Here is a 25,695-nt window from a genome sequence, read left to right as displayed (position 1 = left end):
CTACTATCAGTTCACTCATACAGACTCAAAGGCGAGTTCAATAATTCGTCACGCTAACTTCCACCATCCGTTAGCTCTCTTTAGAAACGAGGGTTATTTACTAATCCTTTTCACAGTCCACTTCTATTAAAATTAATAATAATGGATATCGGAATAAATTACAAGCAGCCTTTAAATGACTACATTTTCTTTTACATCTTTAATAATAAGCGTAGCTTCTGTTGCATCAATAATATCTTGAACAGTATAGCCTTCAAATACTTCTTTTAATTCAAGACCATTTTCTGTTACTTCTATCATTGCCCGTTCTGTAATTATTTTATTCACGACAGCTTTACCTGTCAAAGGTAATTCGCATTCTTTTTTTATTTTGGCAGAGCCATCTTTAGCACAATGATCCATGATGACAATGATTTTCTTCGCACCATGCACTAAATCCATGGCGCCGCCCATACCTTTAATCATTTTCCCAGGAATCATCCAGTTTGCTAAATCGCCATTTTCAGACACTTCCATCGCACCTAAAATCGCTACATCGACATGTCCCCCGCGAATCATGGCAAACGATTCCGCGCTTGAAAAGAAAGAAGAACCAGGAATGGTTGTGACAGTCTCTTTTCCAGCATTAATAAGATCAGGATCTACTTCTTGTTCTGTTGGATAAGGTCCAATACCAAGCAAACCATTTTCTGATTGTAAAACAACTGTTTTATCAGGAGAGATGAAGTTTGCAACTAATGTTGGAATTCCTATACCTAAATTGACGTAGTTTCCATTTTCAATTTCTTTTTCTGCTCTTCTTGCAATTTTTTCACGTGTATTCAACTTAGTCTCCCCCTTATGAACGTGTCGTTAAACGTTCGATTCTTTTTTCTTGCTCTGCTTGGAATAACCCTTGTACATAAATACTTGGTGTATGTATTTGTGCTGGATCTAAGTCACCTGTTTCAACAATTTCCTCTACTTCTGCAATTGTAAACTTTCCTGCTGCTGCCATCATTGGATTGAAGTTTTGAGCTGTTTTATTGTAAATTAAATTTCCAAACTTATCCGCTTTTGCAGCCCGAATTAATGCAAAGTCCGCACGTAAAGATTCTTCTAATACATACTCTTTACCATCATAAACTCGCACTTCTTTTCCATCTGCAACTACAGTACCAACACCCGCTGGCGTAAAGAAAGCTGGAATTCCAGCACCTCCTGCACGGATTTTTTCAGCAAGTGTTCCTTGAGGTGTTAGCTCCACTTCTATTTCACCAGAAAGTACTTGACGCTCAAATTCTTTATTTTCCCCAACATAGGAGCCAATCATTTTTTTAATTTGTTTATTTTTTAATAAAAGACCAAGTCCCCACTCATCGACTCCACAGTTATTCGAAATAACCGTTAAATCTTTTACCCCTTTTTCTACTAAAGCTAAAATAAGTTGTTCAGGAATACCAACGAGGCCAAAACCACCTACCATTAGTGTCATTCCATCTTGAATGCCAGCTACAGCTTCCTTTGCAGAACCGTAAATTGGTTTCATAAACCATTCCCCTTTCTATCTTAAACACCCTTCTCTATAATATTCTCAAATATTGAACAATTAAGCAATTCAAATTCCTCTACTACTTTTTCAAGATAGTGGTAAGGAAATATAGAATATCTCGGTTGACATCTCGATATGCACGAAATCTTCCAGTCCATAGTAGCGAATACCCACACTTTTGTAGCTAATAGCCTACGTTTACGTGCTTATCAATTTTGTAGGTGCTTATAGATTAGCGTTAGGCACTTATAGACACTCTTTAGGTGCTATTAGCCTCTGTCCACGTGCTTATCAATTTTTTAGGTGCTTATAGATTAGCGTTAGGTGCTTATAGCCTCCATTTACGTGCTTATGAATTTTGTAGATGCTTATAGATTAGCGTTAGGCGCTTATAAACACTTTTTAGGTGCTTATAGCCTCCGTTTTTGTGCTTATCAATTTTTTAGGTGCTCATAGATAAGCGTTAGGCGCTTATAGACACTCTTTAGGTGCTTATAGCCTCTGTCCACATGCTTATCAATTTTTTAGGTGCTTATAAATTAGCGGTAGGCGCTTATAGTCACTCTTTAGGTGCTTATAGCCTCCGTTTACGCGCTTATCAATTTTTTAGGTGCTTATAGATTAGCGGTAGGTGCTTATAAACACTCTTTAGGTGCTTATAGCCTCCGTTTACGCGCTTATGAATTTTTTAGGTGCTTATAGATTAGCGGTAGGCGCTTATAGCCTCCGTTTAAGTGCTTATGAATTTTTTAGGTGCTTATAGACTAGCGGTTGGCGCTTATAAACACTCTTTAGGTGCTTATAGCCTCCGTTTATGTGCTTATGAATTTTGTAGGTGCCTATAGACTAGCGTTTGGCGCTTATAAATACTCTTTAGGTGCTTATAGCTTCAGTTTACGTGCTTATAGATTAGCAGTAGACTCTTATAGCCTCGTTTTATCCATATGAAACGTGTGGTTCATAAGCTGAATGCAACCGTCTTTTTCCAAACTCGATTTTTCTTCCTCTCTATATAAAAAAGACTCTATACAAACTCGATTTATATCGAATTTGTATAGAGTCGGACGTCGCTTAAATTAAACAGTGGTTTTATTTGCTGCTTTTTTAAGTGGAAGATCATAAAGTAAACTTGTAATAATCGCGAAAACCATCAGACTTGTAAGGATCAATATCATCATTTGTGTTCCATAAGATTCTACGAGAATTCCACCGATAAAAGGTCCTATCATTCTTCCGATAGTCGCCATACTATTAACAATTCCTTGATAAAATCCTTCTCTACCTTTTGGGGCTAGCTTATCTGCAAGGGTTGGTACTGCAGGCCACACAAACATTTCTCCAATTGTTAAAATGACCATAGCAGTGATAAACATAGCATAAGATTCTGCAAAAGCTACCACAACAAATGAGCCCATAAAAATAATAATCCCTATAATAATTTGCGCTTTTATTTTATGTTCTAGTCGATTGATTACTGGCTTTATAAGAGGTTGTCCTAGTACTATAAGTGCACCATTTAACGACCATAATAGACTATATTGCTTTAATGATATGCCCAAATCTGAAATATGTGTAGAAATTGTAGTAGTCCATTGAACATAAACAATCCAAGTGAGCATATATCCAATTGTTACAATTAGCATTGCATAAAAAGGTGCTCTTTGTTTTATTTTCTTTTGTTCCGTTAAGACGGATGCATGCCTACTAGTAGGAGTTGACATTTTCCGATAAAATACTAATGCAACAACAAAAAACAAGACATATGTAAGTAAATTTGCTATAAAAATATTATTGATATTATTAGCCGCCACAAGTCCACCTATTGCAGGGCCAAGAGCAACCCCTACGTTTTGTGCTAAATAAATAGCATTAAAAGCTTTTCTGCCACCTTCTGGCCAAAGACTTCCGACCATTGCGTACATACTTGGAAAAATAATTCCACCGCTAAATCCCAAAATTGCTACAAACCAAATATATTCCGGCCACCCATGCCAGAAATTTAATAGTAATAATGCAACCATAGATAAAGAAATACCAATCATGATGGATTTATACCCACCAATTCGGTCGAAAAAGTAGCCTCCTAGCAAATTTCCAATTACACCAGTTCCAGCATTTATCATCAATACAAATCCAGCCATAGTCAAGGATTGCCCTAAATAATTATGCATATAAATCGTATGTAAAGGCCATAAAAAAGAATTTCCTGTCGTATTTATAAACATTCCTATTATTAAAAGCCACACTGCTTTTGGCATCACATGCACCTCCAATTCCATATATGCTCAGACAATTGTATTCCTTTTTATATATCACTTCAAGGTGCTTTCACAAAAGATAAATGAATCATGATAAAATATAAGGCTAAGGAGTGAAAATAAATGAACGAAAATAACTTTCCTTTTCCGTCTGATGGAAAACGATACTATACATGGAATCGATATTTACGGAATATGTTTGATCAAAAAATTTTCAAAGTAGCATTGGATGCTGGTTTTGATTGTCCAAATAGAGACGGTACAGTTGCATACGGTGGCTGCACTTTTTGTAGTGTTGCAGGTAGCGGAGACTTTGCAGGTGATAAGGTTGATCCAATACCGGTACAATTTGAAAAAATAAAAGCAAAAATGCATGAAAAGTGGAAAAAAGGGAAATACATTGCTTATTTTCAAGCATATACAAATACACATGCGCCACTACCTGTTTTAAAAGAAAAATTTGAAGCAGCTCTTGCACTAGATGGCGTCATCGGAATATCTATTGCAACAAGACCAGATTGTTTACCAGATGACGTAGTTGAATATTTAGCAGAACTTAATAAAAGAACGTATTTATGGATAGAACTAGGATTGCAAACTGTGCATGAGCAAACTGCGAATCTTGTAAATCGTGCGCATGACTATCCAACTTATATAGAAGGAGTAAACAAATTAAGAAAACACGACATTCGAATATGTACACACATTATTAATGGGCTACCATTAGAAGATCGAGAAATGATGATGGAAACGGCAAGGGAAGTAGCAAAGCTCGATGTACAAGGAATAAAAATCCATTTACTGCATCTGCTTAAAGGAACGCCAATGGTGAAGCAGTACGAAAAAGGGAAGTTGGAATTTATGCAAAGAGATGCATATATTCAACTTGTTGCAGATCAATTAGAAATACTCCCCCCGAAAATGATTGTTCAGCGCATTACTGGTGACGGTCCTATTGACCTGATGATTGGTCCAATGTGGAGTGTAAACAAATGGGATGTATTAAATGGAATCGATTCTGAGTTAGCTAAGAGAGAGAGCTACCAAGGAAGATTATATCAAAAGTTTGGTGACTTGAAATGAAATTAAAAAGAGTTTTACCATTTGCAAAAGAATTATTAACATCTGTTGTAGAACCTGGAGATTTGGTTGTTGATGCTACTGCAGGAAACGGATTTGATACATTATTTTTAGCTGAGCTAGTTGGCGAGACTGGACATGTGTACGCATTCGATGTTCAACCAGAAGCTATAAAATCCACAGAAGAAAAATTAGTAGAAGCAAACTTACTTTCAAGAGCAACTCTCATTCTGGATGGTCATGAAAATGTTTCTAAATACGTTCATAAAGAAGTCACTGCAGCTATTTTTAATCTAGGTTACTTACCTGGTAGTAACCATGAAATAGTTACGCAAGGGAATTCTACAATTCAAGCGATAGAATCTCTTTTAAAACAATTGAAAATCGGAGGATTGATCGTATTAGTAGTTTATCACGGGCATAGTGGTGGTAAAGAAGAAAAAGATGCACTTTTAGCATACGTACAACAGCTACCACAGACGTTTGCCCATGTACTATCGTATCAATTCTTAAATCAGCAAAATAACCCCCCTTTTATTATTGCGATTGAAAAAATGAAAGCAAACATTTGATCATAATCTCAATTGCATAGATTTTAATTGCATGGAGATAATAATAAGAAAAACCGGGCAAGTGTGCCCAGTCCTTTTAAGAAGAGAAACTTAGAAATGGGTGTGCGGACGCTTTTTGTGGGTATGGCTTCAGTATCCTAGGCCAACTGGATGTTGGTCATGAAGGCGTTACCTCAAGGAAGAGGCGTCTTTAGCCTTTTCCTGCGGGGTCTTCCGCTCATGCACCTGCCGCTTCGCTTTCGGTACAGAAAACATCTGCTATTCCCGCAGAAGTCGCCGCCTTCGCTCCAATCAACAAGTATGTATGGGACTATTTATAATTGCTTAGTAAGATAGAGATGACATTTAAAGTTAGGGAATTACATTTTATCAGGATGAACAAAACTTCACCAAATTTTATCATCTCCAACTATTACAGGTCGGCATTATCACTACATTTACTTAAACTATTTCTATCCTCTTAGCGATAGCAGGGCTAACTCTTCTAGTTAGTTCCTACTTACTTAATGGATTGTAGTGAAAGGTGGCGACTCCAGCGGGAGGCCAACAGGATGTTGGTCACGAAGGCGTTGCCACACGATGTGGCGTTCTTAGCCTTTATTCCTCTGTGAGACAGATTAGCCATCACAAACGAACGCGTTAGCGGCGGTGATGGCTAATCGCTCACCCCGCGGAACGCGTCCACCTGAAAAGGAAATCCTTAGTATTGTTTAATTCTTAAAGTACTATGAACACTGGTTTCGCAGCTGACATTACCCGCGTCGTGCTGGCCAAGGAGGCAGTTCCCCAGCCACCACAAATGCACTTGTTTGGGACGAGCTTGCACATTTGACCCCGAGGAGCAAGGCGCTGAAGTCTGGACAGTTACTATGTAAAAGAGCATATACTTTCTTATTCCGTTAAAAAAGGAGAATCTCCATGCCAAAAATTGCTTCCATTAGTACATATAATCCTCCATATGCATTGGAGCAATCAAATATAGAACAATTAACAAAAGAGCTGTTTAAAGATAAAATTGCACAATTAGATCGGTTATTATCAGTTTTTGAAAATGGAGATATTGAAACTCGATATTTTTGTGTGCCTTTAGAATGGCATCAGACCGAGCATTCATTTGAAGAACGAAATAATATTTATATAGAATTAGCTACAAAATATAGTGTTGAAGTCATTCAATTATGTCTTCAAAATACTACTTTTTTACAAAAGGCAATTCCTTCCGAAGAAATTGATGCCATTATTTTTGTTAGTAGCACAGGTATATCTACACCGAGCATTGATGCACGAGTTATGAACTATCTACCTTTTTCAGATCGTATGAAACGAATACCACTATGGGGACTAGGTTGTGCTGGAGGAGCGGCAGGCATAAGTAGGGCATTTGATTATTGTAAGGCACATCCGTCCGCAAAAGTACTCGTCGTTTGTGTAGAGTTATGCAGCCTCACTTTTCAACCGAATGATTATTCGAAAAGCAATTTAATTGGGGCATCACTTTTTGCAGATGGTGCTGCTTGTGTATTAGTTTGTGGGGATAATGTTAATCTTCCCAATAATAATCCTGTTCCTCATATAGTAGATACAGCGTCTAAATGGATGCCAAATTCGGAAAATGTGATGGGTTGGAATATTAAAAACAATGGATTACATGTTGTTTTTTCTAAGAGCATTCCTTCCATCATTTCAAGCTGGTTGGGACCATTCATAGACGAGTTTTTGACAGAGCACAATCTTTCGAAAGATCAACTCATAAATTTTGTAGCACATCCTGGAGGAAAAAAAGTTCTACAAGCATATGAGGAAACGCTTAAACTGGAAGAAAAACAAACTTCTATTTCAAAAGATGTATTAAAAAAACATGGGAATATGTCATCTCCAACAGTGCTTTATGTATTAGAACAATTTATGCTAAAAGAAAACCACAAGGATGATTTAGGATTATTAGTAGCTCTTGGTCCTGGTTTTTGCGGGGAAGCAATTTTACTAAATTGGGGGGATTAAAATGTTATTTTTCATTATTATCTTTCTGGTCATCATTCAAAGAATAACAGAAGTTTTTATAGCTAAGCGAAATGAAAAAAAGATGCTTGCTCAAGGTGCTTATGAGGTAGGTGCATCTCATTATCCGTATATGGTGACACTTCATGTAAGCTTTTTTGTTTGTTTGATAACAGAAGCTTTAATATTTAATCGAGGTATTTCTCCTCTATTTCCATTGTTCTTTCTAATTTTTTTATTTGTTCAAGCATTGCGCATTTGGTGTTTAAGATCTTTAGGATCTTTTTGGAATACAAAAATTATTATTTTACCGGGTGCTCAAGTTGTAACTAAAGGACCGTATCTTTATCTAAAACATCCAAATTATGTTGTTGTATGCATCGAAATAGTACTTTTACCGTTAATGTTCCAAGCTTATTTTACAGCCATTTGCTTTACTCTTTTTAATCTTGCGATGCTCTCCGTTCGAATTCCACTAGAAGAGAAAGCTTTGATGGAAGTTACAAATTATAACGAAGAATTTCAAAAGAAGATTTCGGCATCGTGACCGAAATCTTCTTTTTCTTATATATTCATTTCTTTATTTGCTGCTTCTTCTACTGCTCTTGCTACAAGATGATGAACAGTAGGATCTAGTGGGTTTGGTATTAACTCACCTGGTTTTGTATGTCCAACAATTGCTTGTGCAGCTGCTATTAGCATGGAATAGGTAATTTCTTTTGCACCTGCATTTAATGCACCTTTGAAAATACCCGGGAATCCAATTACATTGTTGACAGATCGTCCGTCAGCTGCAAATGCTGCTCCAGCTGCAATTGCTTCATTTGGAAGAATCTCTGGGTTTGGATTGGATAAAGCTAAAATAATTTGTCCTTTTCTAATCATTTCAGGTTTGATTAACCCAGATACGCCAGTAGTAGCAACAATAATATCACAAGTTTCCATCATTTCTTCTAATGTAGGAATTGTTTTACCACCATAGTTTACTAATCTTTGTTGTGCTGCTTCCTGTCTATCCAGACCATAGACATCTTCTACACCATAGGCCATTAACATACGGCAAATAGCTAATCCAGCAGCTCCAAGTCCGACTTGACCAATTACGGCATTTTTTACATCTACACCAGTCGATTTACAAGCAGATAAAATTGCGGCAAGCGCAACTACTGCTGTACCATGCTGGTCGTCATGCATAACTGGAATAGGAAGTTCTGCTTTTAAGCGCTCTTCAATTTCAAAGCAGTGTGGAGATCCTATATCTTCTAATAATATAGCCCCAAATCCTTGATGAATATGTTTGACCGTTTCAACGATTTCATCTGGATCACTTGTATTTAGCAAAATAGGTATACCGCTTAAACCAACAAACTGATCTAGTAGCACTGCTTTCCCTTCCATTACAGGCATTCCTGCAACAGAACCAATATTTCCTAAACCTAGTATAGCTGTACCGTCTGTTACTATTGCTACGGAACTACCTATCGACGTAAAGTAATTTGCTTTTTCAGGATAATTAACAATTTCCATACAAACACTAGCAACACCTGGCGTATAAATTCTTTGCAAATCTCCGAGTGAGCGCACATCCAGTCGGCTCTTCATTGCAATTTTCCCGCCTTCATGAGCTTTTAAAACATCATCAGTTACTGCATGGATTTTAACACCATTTCCAATTGCTTCAACATTAGCAATCACCGCTTGTAATTGTGATTCAGATTTACAAGTAATAGAAATATCACGAATGGTTGTTAATGCTCCACTTTTAAGTGTTGTAATATCTCCAATATCCCCTTCAGCCATCCCAATTGCAGTGGCAACTTTAGCAAAATTACCTGGTTTCGATGGTGTTTCTACTATAAAATTACGTATAATATGTTGGTTTTGCATGTAAATTACACTTCACTTTCTCTATTTCAATTAATAGAATGTTATTTCGATTTAACCGAATAATTATACCACAAGTGATATTAAAACTCACATACTCCAAAAAGAATATCATTCCCTAGTATAATCTTGGTTTCATACAACATTCCCTAAACGATATATCCAATTGATCTTAGTACATTATTTATAAAAGAATGAGAATATGCGAAAATCTCTTCTCTTTCTGGTTCTTGATATAAATCATGAAAACAATTTTTCCAGGATTTGTATTGATACTCTGTGAGTTCTTGTTTTTTTAGCCAAGCTGCCGCCGTAGAAATATTTGTAATCTTATCGCGCTCTGCCGTCATTAATAACACTGGAACATTAGGCATAGAGTCCGTTGACTGTCCAATATTTTTCAAAAGATTTTGTAATTCTTTATACCAGCCATTTGTTATAAGTGTATGATATGTAGAATCGTTTACAAATTGTTTGTATATTTCATAGTTTCTTGTTAATTCTTTAAGCTGAATATCATGATTAATCTTCTGTTGAACAGATAATTTAGCTAATGCGTTTGTCCATTTAGAAGGTAACTTTTTAAGTTGTAACCAAGGTGAAGTTAATATAACTCCCGCATATTCAATTTGTAATTTGTGCATTACTTTTATTAATAATGTTGCACCAAGTCCGTGGCCAAGAATAAATATAGGGAGATTATATGTAACTGCAACTTGTAATGCTTGTACTATGTAATCTTTGTATTGATCAAAAGTTTCATCATGTATTTCATTAGCTTTTGTATGTTCACCATGCCCAGGTAAATCGCCCATTACAATATGACAATTTGAACTTCTAAATTTTTCAATTAACCAAGCGTATCTTCTATGATGTTCATAAGCACTATGAACAATTACTATTACTGCTTTTGGTCTTCCCTCTGCTTCCCATTTCCACATGAGCATCACCTCTTCCATTCGTTCCTATTCTGCTCAAATAGTTTTCATTATACGGTTGGTTTGATACGATTAATTATATTCTATTTTAAGAGGAGTGTGTATATATTGATATATCCATTTAAAGGAAAAACTCCATCCATTGATGATTCTGTTTTCATTGCTGATTATGTCACAATTACAGGGGATGTGACAATCGGACAAGAGTCTACTATTTGGTTTAATACGGTAATTAGAGGGGACGTTGCTCCTACTATAATTGGGAATAGAGTGAACGTCCAAGATTTATGTTGTTTGCATCAAAGTCCAAACAATCCACTTATTTTAGAAGATGAAGTAACGATCGGGCATCAAGTAACATTACATAGTTGCATTGTTCGAAAAGGGGCATTAGTTGGAATGGGCTCTATTATTCTAGATGGTGCGGAAATTGGAGAAGGTGCATTTATCGGAGCGGGAAGTTTAGTTACTCCCGGAAAGAAAATTCCTCCGAACTCTCTTGCGATGGGAAGTCCAGCAAGAGTTGTACGCGAACTGACGGATGCTGATAGAGAAGATGTTCAACGAATTATTAGAGAATACGCGGAAAAAGGTCAGTATTATAAATCATTGCAAAAATAAAAAGTTAAAAACTGTCATAGAGCGACTATTTATAGGGTGAAAGCTACAGATTCTACACTGAAAGCAACCAACACCTTTACGAAAACAACCAATTTATTCGTGGAAGCAACCATTTCTCTATGTAAAGAGTTAACTTTATGTGAGATGGCGCATACTTTCTATTTCTTCTAAAAACAGATAAACCTCCTACACTTTTTACATTAGAGTGTAGGAGGTATTATTGGTTCACAAGCATCTTGGTAGTTAATTGTAAAAAAAAGAGCAGTCCCAGTAGTCACTCGTTGACTGTGGGATTGCTCTTTTTTATCTTAAAGTCGTGCTTTTTGTCTTAACTCTTCTGCTTTATCTGTTTTTTCCCAAGGTGCGTCGATGTCTGTACGACCAAAATGACCGTAAGCAGCAGTTTGTTTGTAGATTGGGCGACGAAGATCTAGCATTTTAATAATCCCTGCTGGGCGAAGGTCAAATAATTCACGGATATGTGAAACTAATTGAGCTTCTTCTACTTTTCCAGTTCCAAATGTGTCTACTGCGATAGAAACCGGTTGTGCTACTCCAATTGCATATGCAAGTTGTACTTCACAACGATCAGCGATTCCTGCTGCAACAATATTTTTTGCAACATAGCGAGCAGCGTATGCAGCTGAACGGTCAACTTTTGTAGGATCTTTACCAGAGAATGCTCCTCCGCCATGACGTGCATATCCACCGTAAGTATCTACGATAATTTTACGTCCTGTTAAACCTGCATCACCTTGTGGTCCACCAATTACAAAGCGACCAGTTGGATTAATAAAGTATTTTGTATTTTCATCGATTAAATTAGCAGGAACAATTGGATTGATCACTACTTCTTTTAAATCTTTTTGGATTTGTTCTAATGTAACTTCTGGGTGATGTTGAGTTGAGATAACAATCGTATCAATATGAACAGGATTGTTATTTTCGTCATACTCCACTGTAACTTGTGTTTTACCATCTGGACGTAAATAATCTAGCGTTTCATCCTTACGAACTTCCGCTAAACGGCGAGCCAATTTATGCGCTAAACTAATTGGAAGTGGCATAAGTTCTGGTGTTTCATTACAAGCGTAACCAAACATTAAACCTTGGTCCCCTGCTCCAATTGCTTCAATGTCCGAATCAGTCATAGATCCTTCACGAGCTTCTAAAGCTTGGTCAACCCCTTGTGCAATGTCAGCTGACTGTTCATCAATTGCAGTTAATACTGCTGAAGTCTCAGAGTCAAAACCATATTTTGCACGAGTATATCCTATTTCTTTAATAGTAGAACGAACTACTTTTGGAATGTCTACATATGTAGATGTTGTTATTTCACCTGCAACCAATACAAGACCTGTTGTCACGGTTGTTTCACAAGCAACACGTGCATTTGGATCTTCTGTTAGAATTGCATCAAGAATTGCATCTGAAATTTGGTCACAAATTTTATCTGGATGCCCTTCAGTAACTGATTCAGATGTAAATAATCTGCGTTGTGTCATAAAAAATTCCTCCTATATCCTGCGAGATTTCTCTCAAGAATTGATACGGTACTCATTCCCATGTCAAGCCATTCAATCAAATAGATTAAACTTGAAGCCGTTTCGGACTTGGCACACAAGGATAAAGGGCGATGTCATAAAAAAAACCTTCCACTCACGTATCTTACACATGAGGAAAGGCTATTAATCTCATAAGCACCTTTCACTCTTATCAATCAAGGAATCTCACCTTGTCTCAGGTTGGGCACCTTTGTAACAAAACAAATATTACAGGTTGCCGGGTTTCATAGGGCCTGACCCCTCCACCAGCTCGGGATAAGAGTATCCGTTCAATTTATCATCATACTTAAGTTGTTTTCAGAAGTCAATATATTTTTGTTGACGATTTATTCACAAAAGATAAAAATAATCACTTCATTAGTGTAGACTATTAAGTTAAATGTGTTATACTATTTCACATATGAAAGACATCTCCCTCGTTTATAAGGGAAAATAATTAAAAGGATGGTATATACAATATGAATTCAATCGATACTGTGAATGAACTGAACGAATTGTTATCTGGTGCTAATGTTAACATTCAATTATCAGTACCGCAACTTGTAGAAAAAGCAACATCAAGAGGCGAAGCTGTTTTAACTTCTACGGGAGCCGTGAAAGCAGAAACAGGTAAATATACAGGTCGTTCTCCACAAGATAAATACATCGTTGATGAGCCTATATCTAGAGACAAAATCGATTGGGGTTCCGTAAACCAACCAATTTCTTCTGAAATTTTCGAATCACTATATAAAAAAGTAACGAATTACCTTGGTCAACAAGAGGAACTATTCGTATTTAAAGGATTTGCTGGGGCTGATAAAGATTCTAGACTTGATATTCAAGTAATAAATGAATATGCATGGCATAACTTGTTTGCTCATCAATTATTTATTCGCCCATCAGAGGAAGAGCTTGCAAACCATTCAGCTGACTTTACAATTATAAGTGCTCCAAATTTTAAAGCAGATCCTGCAGTAGATGGAACAAAAACAGAAACTTTTATCATCGTTTCAATGGAAAAACGCATCGTATTAATCGGTGGAACTGAATATGCTGGGGAAATGAAAAAATCTGTTTTCTCTATTATGAACTACTTACTTCCTGAACAAAACATTTTACCTATGCACTGTTCAGCAAACGTTGGAGAAGAAGGCGATGTTGCATTATTCTTCGGTCTTTCTGGAACAGGAAAAACAACTCTTTCTGCAGACGCTGGTCGTAAGTTAATCGGTGATGATGAACACGGTTGGTCTGATAATGGCGTATTTAATATCGAGGGTGGATGTTACGCAAAATGTATCGACCTTACTCGTGAAAATGAGCCACAAATTTATGATGCAATTACATTTGGTACTGTATTAGAAAACGTTGTCGTTGATGCGGAAACTCGCGTTGCAAACTATGCTGATAATTCATTAACAGAAAATACACGTGCAGCTTACCCGATTCAAAATATCGAAAATATTGTGGATCCTTCTGTTGCAGGTCATCCAAATACGATCGTATTCTTAACTGCTGATGCTTTTGGCGTATTGCCTCCAATCAGCAAATTAACAAAAGAACAAGCAATGTACCACTTCTTAAGTGGATTTACATCTAAATTAGCGGGTACTGAACGTGGAATTACATCTCCACAACCAGCATTCTCAACTTGCTTCGGTTCCCCTTTCCTTCCACTTCATGCAACTGTTTACGCTGAAATGCTTGGAAAGCAAATTGATGAGCATGGTGCACAAGTATTCTTAGTTAACACTGGATGGACTGGTGGAGAATACGGTGTTGGTAATCGTATGAAGCTTTCTTACACACGTACAATGGTTCGTGCAGCAATCGATGGGAAATTGAACGATGTAGAAACTGAAACTGATGCAGTGTTTGGTTTAGCTATTCCAAGAGAAGTTGAAGGCGTTCCTTCTGAAGTATTAATTCCACGTAATGCTTGGTCTGACAAAGCAGCTTACGATAAAAAAGCAGCTGAACTAGCACAGGCTTTCCATGAAAACTTCAAAAAATTTGGTACCGTATCCGAAGATATCTCTCTTAAAGGCGGACCAGTAGCTAAATAAGAAATGAGCAAGGCGCTGAAGTCTGGACAGTTACTAAGTAGAAATGCGTAAACTTTTTTATCTTAAAAAAAGAGGATGTCCCATATATATTGGTGACATCCTCTCTTTTAATCCGCATTTTCATCATAATAATGCGTAGTAATAGATGATGGAAAGATAGAAATAAACTTTTTCGCTTTTTCTTCGTCCGTTTTATATAAAATTATTTCTGACCCATAGTGACCCACTTCTAATAGCTCGTCTCCATTTATATTAAAAAACATCGTGAACCATTTTAATCCACCTTTAGGATCTACGGAATGATTTCTAAAGTAAGCACGATTTTCATCGCTCAAATTAATCGTTAAAATTTTTATTAGTCCTTCATTTATAGTTGAAGACGTTTTTGGACTTAGATCATGGATTGCTTCCACTTCTTCTTTCCAGCACTGGATAATAACTTCCTGAAATTCATTTGTATAGTTATCCCATAAATCGGTCCAAAAACTTATATTCGATGGAAATGACGATTTGTCCTCTGTACTCATAGTGTCAATCGTAACCACTACATTCCCCATCGACTAAACTCCTTTCTGCCTTTTCATCCAATTGCATGCATCCTTCACAACTTGTTTATTCACTTTACTTGGGAAAAAATGCGTATAATCTGGATAATACCATGTTTCCACTATTTTATTATTCCCTAATAATTCTGCTTCTAACATTTCCGCATGAACAAAGGAAACATTTATGTCCAATTTCCCATGAATTATCAAGGTAGGAGCTTGGATTTCAGAAATCTTTGGTAAAACGTTTCGTTCTTCGTATGCTTCTGCTTTGTTTGTTGGGGTACCACCTATTACTCGTTTCATCATCCTTCGCATATCCAAACGTTCTTCATAAGTTAAATAAATATCCGATACTCCTGCCCATGTCACGATCGATGTAATATCGTTTCGTAAAATAGCCGTCCATAACGCCATAATACCACCGCGAGAGAAAGCAAATAGATGAATTCTAGTCGAGCTGCAAAATTGCTTTAATACATCCACTGCATTAACAGCATCTAATCGATCTTCCCCTGCAAATTCGTCTCTCCCTTCTCCTCCGCGGTTACCGCGATAGTAAGGGGCAAATACTGTAAATCCTTCTGACGCAATTTGGGCAATTCGGGCAGGTCTTACCATACCAATACTTTGCATACCCCCACGCAAATATAATATTCCTTCATATGTTCCTTCATTTTTCGGAGTTGCCAGCATTCCTTTTACCCGTAAGCCACAGGACCAATAAGTAATTTCAGTTAAATCAATACGTGGATTTGGCGAAGGATATACTCGCATCCTTTCAATTGTTCCATTTTCCTTCATATGTATTCACCTTCTTTAACATTGTTTGCATACCTTGATCTTTCATATGAAAGCTTAAATTTTCACCATTTTGCAATTCGGCCGTCGTCAACCACACAGCACCATCTGTTTCAAAACTAGTGCTCTTGTCATGAATATACCCTACATTCGCGATAAAAACTGTCTTACAAAATGGATTTTTATCATGCACCATATATTCAGCAAACCATTCAATATCGTTTATCTCAACATTTGTTTCCTCTAAAACTTCTCGTATAGCTGCTTCCTCCAACGTTTCGTTGTCCTCTACTTTTCCCCCTGGAAATTCAATGCCTCGTATCGGATGCTTCGTTAGTAGCCATTTTCCCCTGAATTTTGCTATTACTAACACATGCATTGCCTTAATCGGAAGTAGTCCTTTTTCAAAGGAAAGTTCTACTTGAATACCATTTAAATCTTGAAAATTAATCATGCTTTATCCCTCTTTTTGTTTACTAATAAAAAGTTTATCACAGAAGGAATCTAAAGAATAATATTCCAATACACAAGCATAATCCCAATATCCGCTAAACAATGACTAATAATAGGTGCAGTAATTGAGCCCAACCTAATACGAAATACTCCCCACATTATTCCTGCTAAAAAAACAGGTATCACTGCTAACATATTAAACGGAAAACTAAAAATTTCCATAACGACAATCAAATGGTACAAACTATAAAATATAGCCGTAATCATAACCGCTAAAATATTTCCTAGTTTTGAGGATATCCTTCCATACATGAATTCTCTCCAATAAAGCTCTTCTAATATAGGGTTAATCAACACTAATACTAATACGAGTAGAATTACCTTCGTTCCACTAAAATCCCATTTCTGCAATAGTTGATGTAAATGCGGGATATCTAAAACAGATGATTGAAAAATTACTACAACTCCATAAATAGACACCAAGCAAATCAATCCACTTATAATTCCCACAATAATAGACTTCTTCGATTTAAGAAGACGTATTTCATACCTATTTGTCTTTTTCCAAAAGACTGTGATAATCGGAATAAACAGTAACCATCCATAAAAAAGAAAAAAAGTGATTAAAATATTTTGCAATAAGGAAAGACCGATGAATATTAATATCGTTGGTGCAAATAGCAATATAACTTGTTTGATCATACATCTCCACCACCTTGCTTGTTATATTAGCAGACTAATTCGTGAATAAGTTCTTAGTGCATAAAACAATGGTAACTAAAAATGAGCTTATTTCTATTTCCATAAACCTGACCAATATCCCTTTAATATTAATGGTATTGATTCTTGCTTAGTCAAGATATCCCTTTTACATTTCAATGACTTTTAGCAGTTTTCTTCTTAAAATCCGAGGACTTTAATTGTATTCTTAACGACCAATTTCCTTCTATAATTAAATATAATAAATAAAGGAGGTTTCAATATGGGCACACGTTTACTACGTTTTGAGTATGATGGACAAGTTCGTTGGGGAGTTTATGAAGAGGCTTTACGTCTTGTAAAGGGTATATTCCCAACATTACGAAGTATTTTAACCGAAGGACACTCACAAATTACAAAAGCTAAAACAGTAGGTACCATTATCTCATTCGAGGATATTACTCTTTTATCGCCAATCACACAAGACGGAAATATTTATTGCCAAGGTACAAACTACGCCGAACACCGTGAAGAAGCTGGTTTTACACAGCAAAAGCCAGCGTATAATTTACTTTTTATGAAGTCTCCGAGTACATTAAGTGCTGCTAATACAAGTATAGTCTGTCCACAAGATGTACAATTGCTTGATTATGAGATTGAATTAGGGCTAGTCCTAAAGCAAGATATCACAGAAGAAATCATTATTACCGAGCAAAATATCGTTGATTACATTGGTGGATTAATTATCGCAAATGATGTCTCCGCACGCGACATACAAATTGTAGAACAACAATGGTTTAAAGGGAAAAGTTATCGTACGTTTTGTCCAACTGGCCCTTACCTTTACTTATTAGAAGACAATGAAATTCACTATCTGAATGATTTAGAACTAATCTTAAGAGTAAATGACGAAGTTCGCCAACATTCTTTTAGTGACCATTTATTATTTAAACCAACTGAAACATTATCCGAAATGTCTACTATTTTCGATTTACGTATTGGTGATTTAATATTAACCGGGACACCTGGTGGAGTCTGTTTACGATTAAATAAAGATATTATCGAGAAAATGATCGATACAAATGCTACTTATGAAGAAAAAATAAATTACTTTGTGAATACACAAAAAGAAAATGGTTACTTACAACCAGGGGATATTATCGAACTCGAAATTAAAAGTCGTGATCAATATATTGATCTTGGTAAACAAAGGTCAACCGTTGCCCAAAATATAACTGTAAAACCGTAAAAGGAGGTATTCCATAATACCTGTTTTTAAGATTAGGCTATGCTGTTTTTCATTCAAAGAAGATAGACGAAATGATTTATTATTATACAAAAGTATGCAGATGGTACTGCTGATATAAGTAACAGATTTGAGCATCTTCAGATTGTAATTAGTCCTTAATCAACAAAGCTACTTAGAGGGTATCGGTTGGTAAGTCAATCAGATGATGTCTTTAAAGGTATTGCAAGCATAATCGACAACCAGGTGTTTATGAACAACTAATGATGATGGCAACAGTATTTATTTATACCATAACATGGCCTATAAATTAACGCGTTATGCGGAAGCTTCAGTATAAGTACCGTATTAATAAACGTGAAAATAGGAGGTTGTATAAAATCCTATTTTCATGATAATATCGATGATTTCGCAGCGAAAAAATTCCCGAAATCAAATTATAGATTATTATGATCAATTAAAAAAGCAACCTCAGAGTAAGCCATAAGGTTGCAGTAATTGCATGTGTAAATAAGTTCCTGAAAGTCGCATTTCACCTTATTCAACACGATATCCTATAAACGATGAGGCTCAAACCATGCCCACGGAAAGCAATAACTCGTTGAATGTATTACTATCTTTAACTTGCTTTTTATAGAAATTACTCTTGACTAGAGGTAAGCATATATCTGTAAATAGAAGCCTCTTTTTTATATTGGATTGGCTACTGAACGAATGGATAAACCAAAGTCCATATCAGCAGACACAACAGGTAGATTATAATAACCGCGTAACTTTTCTAAAACTTCAGTTGGCGGTTTTTCATTGAAAAAACCTGTCCGGGCAATTGACATGCCGCTCACTTTATATAAATCTACCATTGTTTCACACATCTTAATGCCTGCGCCAAAGGAATCTATAATCGGCACATTGTCCACATGATGAATACCAAAATTTGCTAAGAAAATATTCATTGGACCTTCACCAGGAATAATCACATCCGCTCCTTCCGCTATGGCTTGTTGAGCAGCTATTGTAAATTTTTCAATAATCGGTTGCGGATTGTTAAAGCCTTCTAAAATATCATAGAAGCCAATATCTGCTTGGATGATAGGACCTACCTTTTGTGCCAAGCCGTATTGTTGAGCGTTGAAACGCAACTGATCAACAAGTGGAGCTAAAAAATTCACAATACCAATCTTTGTTCCTAGCATTGATGCAATATGCATGGATGCTTGCCCGTAACCTATCACAGGAATATCAACAATTGATCGTGCTTCGATTAACCCTACGTCTGGAATCGTACCAATAAAAACGGCATCATAGCCGGCTTTTTCAGCAATCATTGCATTCCTAATGAATTGTTCCTTATGCAAACCTTGTAAATAGTTGTACGTAATAAAATGGCCAGGGTATTGTTGAGGATAAGTTTCCTTCGACATACCATGTAACACAACGTCTACATCTGGACGTGCGATTTTCGATAAATGGTTTACAACGGCATCTCGATAAGCTGGAATGTCTTCAATGGATGTTAAACTTTGATGCCAAATTTTCACACCAACGCCTCCTCTGTATATGATTGTTGGATTACTTGTTTAGCAGCAATACGACCAAATATTGCAGCTTTGCCGAGTGAACTACCTGTCATATATCCTGCTCCGTGGAAGCCACCTACCACTTCACCTGCAGCAAAAAGGCCCGGAATACTTTCACTATAGGGATTTAACACTTCTGCTTTTTCATTCACGGTTATACCTGCATATGTAGCGAGCATAGCTGTAGAGGTTCTCATCGCATAAAAAGGAGCTGTTATAATTTTTGTTAGATTGCCAAACGTATGCGTAAGTGTTGTTCTGCCCAACATATCATTGCTTGTATCAATGGCTTTATTATAATTATTTACTGTTTGTTGTAACGATGATGGTGGAACGCCAATTATTGTTGCTAATGCCTCGATAGATTCTGCTTGTTCCATTAAGCCTATATCATAAAGTGATGCAAAATCATATAGAGCATCCCCTTTTACACCTTTATCCATTACTGTTTGATCCCAAATTTGGAATGTACATTGATTCGACTGCTGTAATGCTGCATCACCTAGTAATTTATAGGACATAGATTCATTTACAAAACGCTCCCCTTGCTCATTTACAATAATGCCTCCCTTATAAAACGTATGTGCTTGGCGTTTATTGTCATTTGTAGAGCTCGGATGGAATCCGTACGTGCCTTTTAAGTATGGAGTATCTCTAAACCATGCACCTTGGTCACATGCTAACCTAATGCCGTCCCCTGTATTTCCTGCTCCTCCTAAACGAATTGTATTAGTTAGCCCGGGAGCAAATTGTTCCAGTAAATCTTCACTGCGGGAAAAACCACCTGAGGTGATAATGATACCTTTACGTGCTTCCACAACAAATGAATGCCCTTCATATGTTACATGTACTCGCGCAACACGCGCGTTTATTTTTTCAAGACGAGTAACTAAAGCATCCGTATATATAGTTGCACCATGCTCAATTGCTCGAATTTTTAATATATCAATTGCTTGATCTGGTATAATCGTATGACCACGTGGATTTGTATGACCACTCACAGCTTGGCAATCTTTAAATTGCACTCCTTGTTCTACGAGCCAATTGTATGTGTCTAACTGATGGTGTCCATATGTTTCAATGAGAGTTCGATCATTTTTATACTGGCCAACATGCAACATATCCTGTATTAAACTTTCCACGGAATCAGTAATCCCTAGTTTTTCCTGAAATTCTGTTCCTGCAAATGCCATAAAACAACCGCTTAATAAAGAGCTCCCTCCAATATTAGGCTGTTTTTCTAAAACTATCACATTTGCTCCCGCAGCAGCGGCTTCCACTGATGCGCATAAGCCCGCCATACCAGCGCCGATAATCACAATATCTACTACTGCTTTCATAGGCTTAAGCTTCCTTTGTTAAAACCGCCAGAATATCTAAGCCTGCTTCGCATACTTGCATGTCATGTGTATAATGCCCACCACTTACACCAATTCCACCGACGCATTCTCCGTTAATATGAATTGGATAACCTCCACCAAATACTATCAAACGATCTGTATGCACAAGACCTGTCATTAATGGTGGATCATCTTTTAAACGGTCATACCATTCATGAGTCGCCCGATTGTATGCCGCGGCTGAGAATGCTTTATTTTGGGCAATTTCTAATGCTAATACAGGTGCACCATCCATTGCTGAAAATGCTTTTAAATTCCCAGCTTTATCTACAATGGAAATAGCAAATTTCATACCCAATTCTTCCCCTTTTTTCTCTGCAGCTTCTAACATTTGTTTTGCTAATTGTAATGTAATTGTTTGTTGTGTGAATGTGTATGTTTGCTCCATAATTTCTTATCCCCTTTAAATCGTTATTTTGTAATACCAACTGGCATTCCAGTTCCGAAGGCCTCAATCGAGGAGGCCGTTATAGCTTTACTATGTGGTAATGCGATATTGACAATAACATTTGCCATATCTATTGGCTGTAGCCATCCTGTTTTATTTAAATCTGGTCCTAATTCATCGGTCATTTTAGTATCTACTGGTCCCGGACATACTGCATTGACCCGAATTCCGTACGGCTTTAACTCTTCACCTATTGCTTTTGAAAAACCAATTACCGCATGTTTAGAAGATATATAAGCGCTACGATTTGGCCCACCTTTTGTTCCCCATATCGATGAAATATTGATAATGGTACCTTCTTGCTTAGCGATCATGTCTGGCACAATTTGAGCACAGAAATAGTAAGGACCATTCACGTTAATATCATGGACACGCAACCATTCCTCTGTCGTTGTTTCCACAAAAGGTAACATGCTCATTGCACCTGCATTATTTATTAATATATCTACTGGGCCTAGTTCTTCTTTTACGATGGCGCATGCTTTTTTAACTTGGGCTTCGTTCGTTACGTCGCAAGTTACTGCAATTGTTCGTACTTTGTACTGCTCACTAATGGCATTTAAAACTTCCTGACACTCTTCTTCAAGAAGTGAACAGACAGCAATATGTGCTCCATGAGAAGCAAGTAATAAACATGTTTCGCGCCCAATACCTCGACCACCACCTGTAACAAGGGCAACTTTTCCATTCAATAACATGCAAATTCCCCCATTATAAATACGCTTTTTGTCGTGAACCGATTAAGTTAACAGCATGTTCTCCTGCACGTTTTCCAAATACTAAACAACGTAAAACTGATGTACCTCCTGGATATTTACCATAGTAAAGACCGGATGTTTCTCCTGCTGCATATAACCCTGGAATTGGATAATCGTCTCCTGATAGGACACGACCATTTGTATCCGTTGCTAACCCGCCATTTGTAAATACATTGCAACAAATAATCGGATATGCAATAAATGGACCTTTATTAATTGGAATGGACCAGTTCGATTTTGGTGGTGTGATTGTTATCGCTGCTAATCCATCCTTTTTGTTAAATAAAAATTCTCCTGGTGGGCAAGCTTCGTTAAATTGCTCTACCGTTTTGGATAACATTTCTGAAGGAACATCTAATGCTTCAGCTAGTTCTTCAATTGTGTCTGCTACAATTGGAGGGACTTCTGTTTGCAATGCTTCTTCATAGCCAGGTATATCGTACATTTTTTGATCCGAAATCATATAAGCAATGTGACCTTCACATTCGTAGAAAATCTTACGAGCAACAGCTTCATATTGTTCATCAATCGTCGTTTCACCTTCATTGACAAAACGCTCGCCTTGTTGGTTTACTAAAATGCCGTATGGGTACATCATGACCCCAGCTTCTTCCCTTTTACTACGAGGATCAACAGTTTCGGCATGGAAAGCATCAAATTGTCCTTGCCCTTTTGCACCAATTCGTAATGCCATACGAATGGCCTCACCTTTATTGAATAATCCACCTTCTGCAACCGTTGGAATTTTATGTGCATGACGACCAATATATTGTGCCATCATTTCCTGGCTTCCTTGGAAACCTCCTGCTGCTAAAATAACTGCATTGGTCGATAAGGCAAGTGTTTCTCCTTCCGCAATACGCACTTTGAGACCTCTAACACTGCCCGATTCGTCCAGTACTAAATCCCACGCAGTTGTTTCATAAATAATTTCTACACCGAGGGCACGAGCACGAAGGCTGAGTGTATCAACAATCGCACGACCTCCACCCACAGGTAACAAACGTGGTTTAGAAGCCGTTAAGAACATTGTAGGTAAAAAATCAAAATCGACCCCTTTGGACTCTACCCATCGTAATGTCGGCCCTGCATTTTCATGTAGTGTACGTATATACTGCTCATCTGCGTAATAATCCGAAAACTTCAACATATCTTCTATAAAATTCGGTGCAGGTTTATCGATATTCTCCATTCGCATATAAGCAGCTGTCCAACGAGTATTTCCTCCCCGTTCTTCAAAAGATGCTCGTTCTAAAATCGCAATTTTAATATCTAGATTTTGTGTTTTTGCTTCTTCCGCGGCTGCTAGGGCAGCAGATGTCCCCGCAGCACCGCAACCTACAACAATAATATCGTAATCTACTTTTGGCATATGCTTCCTCACTTTCTTACTTACTAGAATACTGAAGTTCTAATTGTTGAATTTCTTTTAGCTTAAATAGTTGTTGACGTTGTTCCCATGAGCATATTAAATCACCCATATTTTTTTGAGATTCTTCTTGATGCAATAATTTTATTGCTTCCATTGCCCCTTTTATCGCCCCACGTAAAGTTGTATTAGCACATAACATAATTTGGAAGCCCATTTCTTGTGCTTCTCGACGTGAAACAAGTGGTGTTTTACCACCCTCGACTAAATTTATAATATGTGGAATATCAGGGACCTCTTTTGGAATCCGTAACAGTTGTTCAATTTCTGTCGGTGCTTCTATAAAAATGGCATGTGCTCCGGCCTCTTTGTAGGCATTTGCACGGTCTAATGCTTCTTCAATTCCATAAACACCTACTGCATCTGTTCTGGCGATAATCGCTAAGTTATCATCTAATCGTGCGTCTAAAGCAGCTTTAATCTTGCCTATCATTTCTTCTTTAGAAATAACCGATTTCCCATTGAAATGTCCGCATTTTTTTGGCATCACTTGATCTTCAATTTGAATCGCTGCGGCTCCGGCCCGTTCCAACATTTTCACAGTACGTTGCATATTAATCGCATTGCCAAAACCTGTATCTGCATCTACAACAATCGGAATATTTGTGACATCTGCCATCCAAGATACTACTTGGGCGATTTCCGTAGCAGTAGTTAAACCAACATCTGCCCAACCAAGTTGTGCATTCGAAATGCCTGCTCCTGTAGCGTATATGGCTGGAAAGCCTGCCTCTTCGATAATGCGAGCTGTCATGCCATCATAAGCTCCTGGTAATATAAAGGTACTTGGATTTTGCAATAATTGTTGAAATTGCTCAGTCTTTTTCATTTGCTTCCCGCCTTTTAATTTACTAATACCTTCATGAAGTTAGGATCAGCTTTATAAAATACTATTTTGACTTTGTCATTACTTTGAATGTCCAGCCCTTTAATGAACTGATCATCCATCACTTCAATAACGCTTGAATATATATGTTGTGTAGTATGAATCTCTACTTTGTAATGCCCCCGCTTTGGTAGTGTAAAATAAGGCTCAATGCCACTTTGTAGGTCGTATTGAATTGCATATGGTCGCCCACATAGTGCATAAATTTTTTCAACTTGACCAGCTTTTAATAAACTACGACAAAGAGTTGAACTAATTTTTTCACCAGCCATTTCTACTTTTGGAGCAACCACTACTTGGATTTGTTGCTGACTTTGATCAGCAATCATGTGTACTTGTCCTTCTCCCTTATAACCATATTTATAATCAAAACCAGCGACAGCAACTTTTACGCCAAGCTTCGCTAGATATTGTTCAACAAATGTCTGGGGAGCTAAGGTGGCAAACTCTTTTGTAAAATGAACGATATAAAATAAGTCGACACCCAACTTCTTTAATTGATGGGTCTTTTCTTCAATCGGCATTAAATAATCCACATAACTATTAGTTATAACCGTTTTCGGATGAGGAAAAAAACTCATCACTGCCAAGGGCAACTGCTTTATAGTTGCATGTCGTTTGGCAATTTGAATAATGGTTTGGTGTCCTTTATGGAGTCCATCAAAGAAACCGAGAGCCATCACGCTCTGTTCACTTTTTTGTTGTACAGTCTCTAAATTTTCTGCATCAATTAAAATGACTTTCATGATGAGGCCCCTCCTTTTGTCGTTTGGTTTACACTAAGTTGATAGCGTTTACATTTTTGAGTTAATGTCGATAATCTCTTCCGTTTTCTTTACAATTCATAAAGATGGGTTAATCATATAAAATAATGTATTGATCAACTAGAATAGTTTTTTACGAGAATCAATTCATTTTCCGATATATTTTAACGAATTTTATAAGCGTTGTGGATTTG

At 37.0% G+C, this 25,695-nt stretch carries 24 protein-coding genes, 1 pseudogene, 1 riboswitch and 1 other annotated feature (1 of these 27 only partly in view); of the genes and pseudogenes, 8 read left to right on the top strand and 17 right to left on the bottom strand.

The features are described 5' to 3' along the window. Positions 1-123: a binding site (T-box leader), on the bottom strand (it extends 91 nt beyond the left edge of the window). Between the two features lie 48 nt (positions 124-171). The 3 genes from ACTSKG_RS00385 to ACTSKG_RS00375 all read right to left on the bottom strand — a co-directional run bounded on the left by ACTSKG_RS00385 (position 172) and on the right by ACTSKG_RS00375 (position 3,789). Then, the gene (locus tag ACTSKG_RS00385) at positions 172-825 is read right to left on the bottom strand and encodes a 3-oxoacid CoA-transferase subunit B (RefSeq protein ID WP_464756193.1); all 654 of its coding nucleotides are present in this window, start codon (positions 823-825) and stop codon (positions 172-174) included. 13 nt (positions 826-838) lie between these two features. Then, positions 839-1,528, bottom strand: a complete 690-nt coding sequence (locus ACTSKG_RS00380; RefSeq protein WP_464756192.1) for a CoA transferase subunit A — start codon at positions 1,526-1,528, stop codon at positions 839-841. A 1,079-nt stretch (positions 1,529-2,607) separates the two neighbouring features. Next, a complete protein-coding gene (locus ACTSKG_RS00375; protein ID WP_464756191.1) occupies positions 2,608-3,789 on the bottom strand; it encodes an MDR family MFS transporter in 1,182 nt (393 codons plus the stop codon). A gap of 123 nt (positions 3,790-3,912) precedes the next feature. On the opposite strand from ACTSKG_RS00375, the gene mnmL reads away from it, so the two are divergent. The 4 genes from mnmL (at position 3,913) to ACTSKG_RS00355 (ending at position 7,986) form a co-directional block, all read left to right on the top strand. Further along, positions 3,913-4,872 (top strand): tRNA modification radical SAM protein MnmL/YtqA, encoded by a 960-nt coding sequence (gene mnmL / locus ACTSKG_RS00370; protein ID WP_464756190.1) that lies wholly within the window; start codon positions 3,913-3,915, stop codon positions 4,870-4,872. After that, the gene (gene mnmM / locus ACTSKG_RS00365; RefSeq protein WP_464756189.1) at positions 4,869-5,441 is read left to right on the top strand and encodes a tRNA 5-(aminomethyl)-2-thiouridylate-methyltransferase MnmM; all 573 of its coding nucleotides are present in this window, start codon (positions 4,869-4,871) and stop codon (positions 5,439-5,441) included. Before mnmL ends, mnmM begins: the two co-directional genes overlap by 4 nt. Positions 5,442-6,359: 918 nt before the next feature. Further along, on the top strand, positions 6,360-7,442 hold the full coding sequence (locus tag ACTSKG_RS00360) for a type III polyketide synthase (protein ID WP_464756188.1): 1,083 nt from the start codon (positions 6,360-6,362) through the stop codon (positions 7,440-7,442). 1 nt (position 7,443) lies between these two features. Next, complete coding sequence (locus ACTSKG_RS00355; RefSeq protein ID WP_464756187.1) at positions 7,444-7,986, top strand: isoprenylcysteine carboxyl methyltransferase family protein; 543 nt, start codon at positions 7,444-7,446, stop codon at positions 7,984-7,986. 17 nt (positions 7,987-8,003) lie between these two features. Here the strand turns inward: ACTSKG_RS00355 and ACTSKG_RS00350 are convergent, their stop codons facing one another. Together ACTSKG_RS00350 and ACTSKG_RS00345 are read right to left on the bottom strand one after the other, a co-directional pair. Then, positions 8,004-9,326 (bottom strand): NAD-dependent malic enzyme, encoded by a 1,323-nt coding sequence (locus ACTSKG_RS00350; protein ID WP_464756186.1) that lies wholly within the window; start codon positions 9,324-9,326, stop codon positions 8,004-8,006. A gap of 146 nt (positions 9,327-9,472) precedes the next feature. After that, positions 9,473-10,264, bottom strand: coding sequence for an alpha/beta hydrolase (locus ACTSKG_RS00345; protein ID WP_464756185.1), 792 nt, complete (start codon positions 10,262-10,264; stop codon positions 9,473-9,475). A gap of 105 nt (positions 10,265-10,369) precedes the next feature. Between ACTSKG_RS00345 and ACTSKG_RS00340 the strand changes: the two genes are divergently transcribed. Beyond that, entirely contained in the window at positions 10,370-10,882 is a 513-nt protein-coding gene (locus ACTSKG_RS00340; protein WP_464756184.1) for a gamma carbonic anhydrase, read from the top strand. A 308-nt stretch (positions 10,883-11,190) separates the two neighbouring features. On the opposite strand, the gene metK is transcribed toward ACTSKG_RS00340, so the two are convergent. Next, entirely contained in the window at positions 11,191-12,387 is a 1,197-nt protein-coding gene (gene metK, locus ACTSKG_RS00335; RefSeq protein WP_464756183.1) for a methionine adenosyltransferase, read from the bottom strand. A 205-nt stretch (positions 12,388-12,592) separates the two neighbouring features. Further along, positions 12,593-12,709, bottom strand: a riboswitch (SAM riboswitch). A gap of 196 nt (positions 12,710-12,905) precedes the next feature. Between metK and pckA the strand changes: the two genes are divergently transcribed. Then, a complete protein-coding gene (pckA, locus tag ACTSKG_RS00330) occupies positions 12,906-14,495 on the top strand; it encodes a phosphoenolpyruvate carboxykinase (ATP) (protein ID WP_464756182.1) in 1,590 nt (529 codons plus the stop codon). A 107-nt stretch (positions 14,496-14,602) separates the two neighbouring features. Here the strand turns inward: pckA and ACTSKG_RS00325 are convergent, their stop codons facing one another. From ACTSKG_RS00325 to ACTSKG_RS00310, 4 genes are read right to left on the bottom strand one after another with little or no spacing between them, the layout of a single operon-like run. After that, complete coding sequence (locus tag ACTSKG_RS00325) at positions 14,603-15,052, bottom strand: hypothetical protein (RefSeq protein ID WP_464756181.1); 450 nt, start codon at positions 15,050-15,052, stop codon at positions 14,603-14,605. 3 nt (positions 15,053-15,055) lie between these two features. Then, positions 15,056-15,844 carry an alpha/beta hydrolase family protein gene (locus ACTSKG_RS00320; protein ID WP_464756180.1) on the bottom strand — a complete coding sequence of 263 codons (789 nt, stop codon included), beginning with the start codon at positions 15,842-15,844 and terminating at the stop codon, positions 15,056-15,058. Then, on the bottom strand, positions 15,822-16,295 hold the full coding sequence (locus ACTSKG_RS00315; RefSeq protein ID WP_464756179.1) for an NUDIX domain-containing protein: 474 nt from the start codon (positions 16,293-16,295) through the stop codon (positions 15,822-15,824). Before ACTSKG_RS00315 ends, ACTSKG_RS00320 begins: the two co-directional genes overlap by 23 nt. Positions 16,296-16,345: 50 nt before the next feature. Further along, positions 16,346-16,996 (bottom strand): CPBP family intramembrane glutamic endopeptidase, encoded by a 651-nt coding sequence (locus tag ACTSKG_RS00310; protein WP_464756178.1) that lies wholly within the window; start codon positions 16,994-16,996, stop codon positions 16,346-16,348. Between the two features lie 280 nt (positions 16,997-17,276). Here ACTSKG_RS00310 and ACTSKG_RS00305 point away from each other — a divergent pair, with 280 nt between their 5' ends. Continuing rightward, complete coding sequence (locus ACTSKG_RS00305) at positions 17,277-18,242, top strand: fumarylacetoacetate hydrolase family protein (RefSeq protein ID WP_464756177.1); 966 nt, start codon at positions 17,277-17,279, stop codon at positions 18,240-18,242. Positions 18,243-18,565: 323 nt separating this feature from the next. Continuing rightward, positions 18,566-18,799 (top strand): annotated as a pseudogene (locus ACTSKG_RS00300) (IS110 family RNA-guided transposase); the annotation flags it as partial. A 129-nt stretch (positions 18,800-18,928) separates the two neighbouring features. Here ACTSKG_RS00300 and ACTSKG_RS00295 read toward each other — a convergent pair. Genes ACTSKG_RS00295 through ACTSKG_RS00265 form a run of 7 tightly spaced genes read right to left on the bottom strand, consistent with a single transcriptional unit; the run spans position 18,929 to position 25,483 of the window. Beyond that, positions 18,929-19,777 (bottom strand): aspartate/glutamate racemase family protein, encoded by an 849-nt coding sequence (locus ACTSKG_RS00295; RefSeq protein ID WP_464756176.1) that lies wholly within the window; start codon positions 19,775-19,777, stop codon positions 18,929-18,931. Then, positions 19,774-21,156 carry an FAD-dependent oxidoreductase gene (locus tag ACTSKG_RS00290; RefSeq protein WP_464756175.1) on the bottom strand — a complete coding sequence of 461 codons (1,383 nt, stop codon included), beginning with the start codon at positions 21,154-21,156 and terminating at the stop codon, positions 19,774-19,776. Before ACTSKG_RS00290 ends, ACTSKG_RS00295 begins: the two co-directional genes overlap by 4 nt. A 4-nt stretch (positions 21,157-21,160) precedes the next feature. After that, entirely contained in the window at positions 21,161-21,604 is a 444-nt protein-coding gene (locus ACTSKG_RS00285) for a GlcG/HbpS family heme-binding protein (protein ID WP_464756174.1), read from the bottom strand. Between the two features lie 23 nt (positions 21,605-21,627). Further along, complete coding sequence (locus tag ACTSKG_RS00280; RefSeq protein WP_464756173.1) at positions 21,628-22,362, bottom strand: SDR family NAD(P)-dependent oxidoreductase; 735 nt, start codon at positions 22,360-22,362, stop codon at positions 21,628-21,630. Positions 22,363-22,375: 13 nt separating this feature from the next. Next, complete coding sequence (locus tag ACTSKG_RS00275; RefSeq protein WP_464756172.1) at positions 22,376-23,794, bottom strand: FAD-dependent oxidoreductase; 1,419 nt, start codon at positions 23,792-23,794, stop codon at positions 22,376-22,378. Between the two features lie 16 nt (positions 23,795-23,810). Then, positions 23,811-24,680, bottom strand: a complete 870-nt coding sequence (locus ACTSKG_RS00270; RefSeq protein WP_464756171.1) for an isocitrate lyase/PEP mutase family protein — start codon at positions 24,678-24,680, stop codon at positions 23,811-23,813. 14 nt (positions 24,681-24,694) lie between these two features. Continuing rightward, positions 24,695-25,483, bottom strand: coding sequence for an FAD synthetase family protein (locus ACTSKG_RS00265; protein ID WP_464756170.1), 789 nt, complete (start codon positions 25,481-25,483; stop codon positions 24,695-24,697). Positions 25,484-25,695: the final 212 nt, after the last annotated feature.

This window comes from Psychrobacillus syltrankelensis, from assembly GCF_055454035.1.
Note: the sequence above shows the minus strand (reverse complement) of the source record. Positions and strands in the feature narration are given on the sequence as shown.

Bases quoted from the DNA above. Each gene is read 5' to 3' on its own strand.
- ACTSKG_RS00350 (WP_464756186.1), bottom strand. From the start codon at position 9,326: ATGCAAAACCAACATATTATACGTAATTTTATAGTAGAAACACCATCG.
- ACTSKG_RS00315 (WP_464756179.1), bottom strand. From the start codon at position 16,295: ATGATTAATTTTCAAGATTTAAATGGTATTCAAGTAGAACTTTCCTTT.
- ACTSKG_RS00290 (WP_464756175.1), bottom strand. From the start codon at position 21,156: ATGAAAGCAGTAGTAGATATTGTGATTATCGGCGCTGGTATGGCGGGC.
- ACTSKG_RS00320 (WP_464756180.1), bottom strand. From the start codon at position 15,844: ATGAAGGAAAATGGAACAATTGAAAGGATGCGAGTATATCCTTCGCCA.
- metK (WP_464756183.1), bottom strand. From the start codon at position 12,387: ATGACACAACGCAGATTATTTACATCTGAATCAGTTACTGAAGGGCAT.
- mnmM (WP_464756189.1), top strand. From the start codon at position 4,869: ATGAAATTAAAAAGAGTTTTACCATTTGCAAAAGAATTATTAACATCT.
- ACTSKG_RS00280 (WP_464756173.1), bottom strand. From the start codon at position 22,362: ATGTTATTGAATGGAAAAGTTGCCCTTGTTACAGGTGGTGGTCGAGGT.
- ACTSKG_RS00355 (WP_464756187.1), top strand. From the start codon at position 7,444: ATGTTATTTTTCATTATTATCTTTCTGGTCATCATTCAAAGAATAACA.
- pckA (WP_464756182.1), top strand. From the start codon at position 12,906: ATGAATTCAATCGATACTGTGAATGAACTGAACGAATTGTTATCTGGT.
- ACTSKG_RS00325 (WP_464756181.1), bottom strand. From the start codon at position 15,052: ATGGGGAATGTAGTGGTTACGATTGACACTATGAGTACAGAGGACAAA.
- ACTSKG_RS00360 (WP_464756188.1), top strand. From the start codon at position 6,360: ATGCCAAAAATTGCTTCCATTAGTACATATAATCCTCCATATGCATTG.
- ACTSKG_RS00310 (WP_464756178.1), bottom strand. From the start codon at position 16,996: ATGATCAAACAAGTTATATTGCTATTTGCACCAACGATATTAATATTC.
- ACTSKG_RS00275 (WP_464756172.1), bottom strand. From the start codon at position 23,794: ATGCCAAAAGTAGATTACGATATTATTGTTGTAGGTTGCGGTGCTGCG.
- ACTSKG_RS00380 (WP_464756192.1), bottom strand. From the start codon at position 1,528: ATGAAACCAATTTACGGTTCTGCAAAGGAAGCTGTAGCTGGCATTCAA.
- mnmL (WP_464756190.1), top strand. From the start codon at position 3,913: ATGAACGAAAATAACTTTCCTTTTCCGTCTGATGGAAAACGATACTAT.
- ACTSKG_RS00270 (WP_464756171.1), bottom strand. From the start codon at position 24,680: ATGAAAAAGACTGAGCAATTTCAACAATTATTGCAAAATCCAAGTACC.
- ACTSKG_RS00375 (WP_464756191.1), bottom strand. From the start codon at position 3,789: ATGCCAAAAGCAGTGTGGCTTTTAATAATAGGAATGTTTATAAATACG.
- ACTSKG_RS00265 (WP_464756170.1), bottom strand. From the start codon at position 25,483: ATGAAAGTCATTTTAATTGATGCAGAAAATTTAGAGACTGTACAACAA.
- ACTSKG_RS00345 (WP_464756185.1), bottom strand. From the start codon at position 10,264: ATGTGGAAATGGGAAGCAGAGGGAAGACCAAAAGCAGTAATAGTAATT.
- ACTSKG_RS00285 (WP_464756174.1), bottom strand. From the start codon at position 21,604: ATGGAGCAAACATACACATTCACACAACAAACAATTACATTACAATTA.
- ACTSKG_RS00305 (WP_464756177.1), top strand. From the start codon at position 17,277: ATGGGCACACGTTTACTACGTTTTGAGTATGATGGACAAGTTCGTTGG.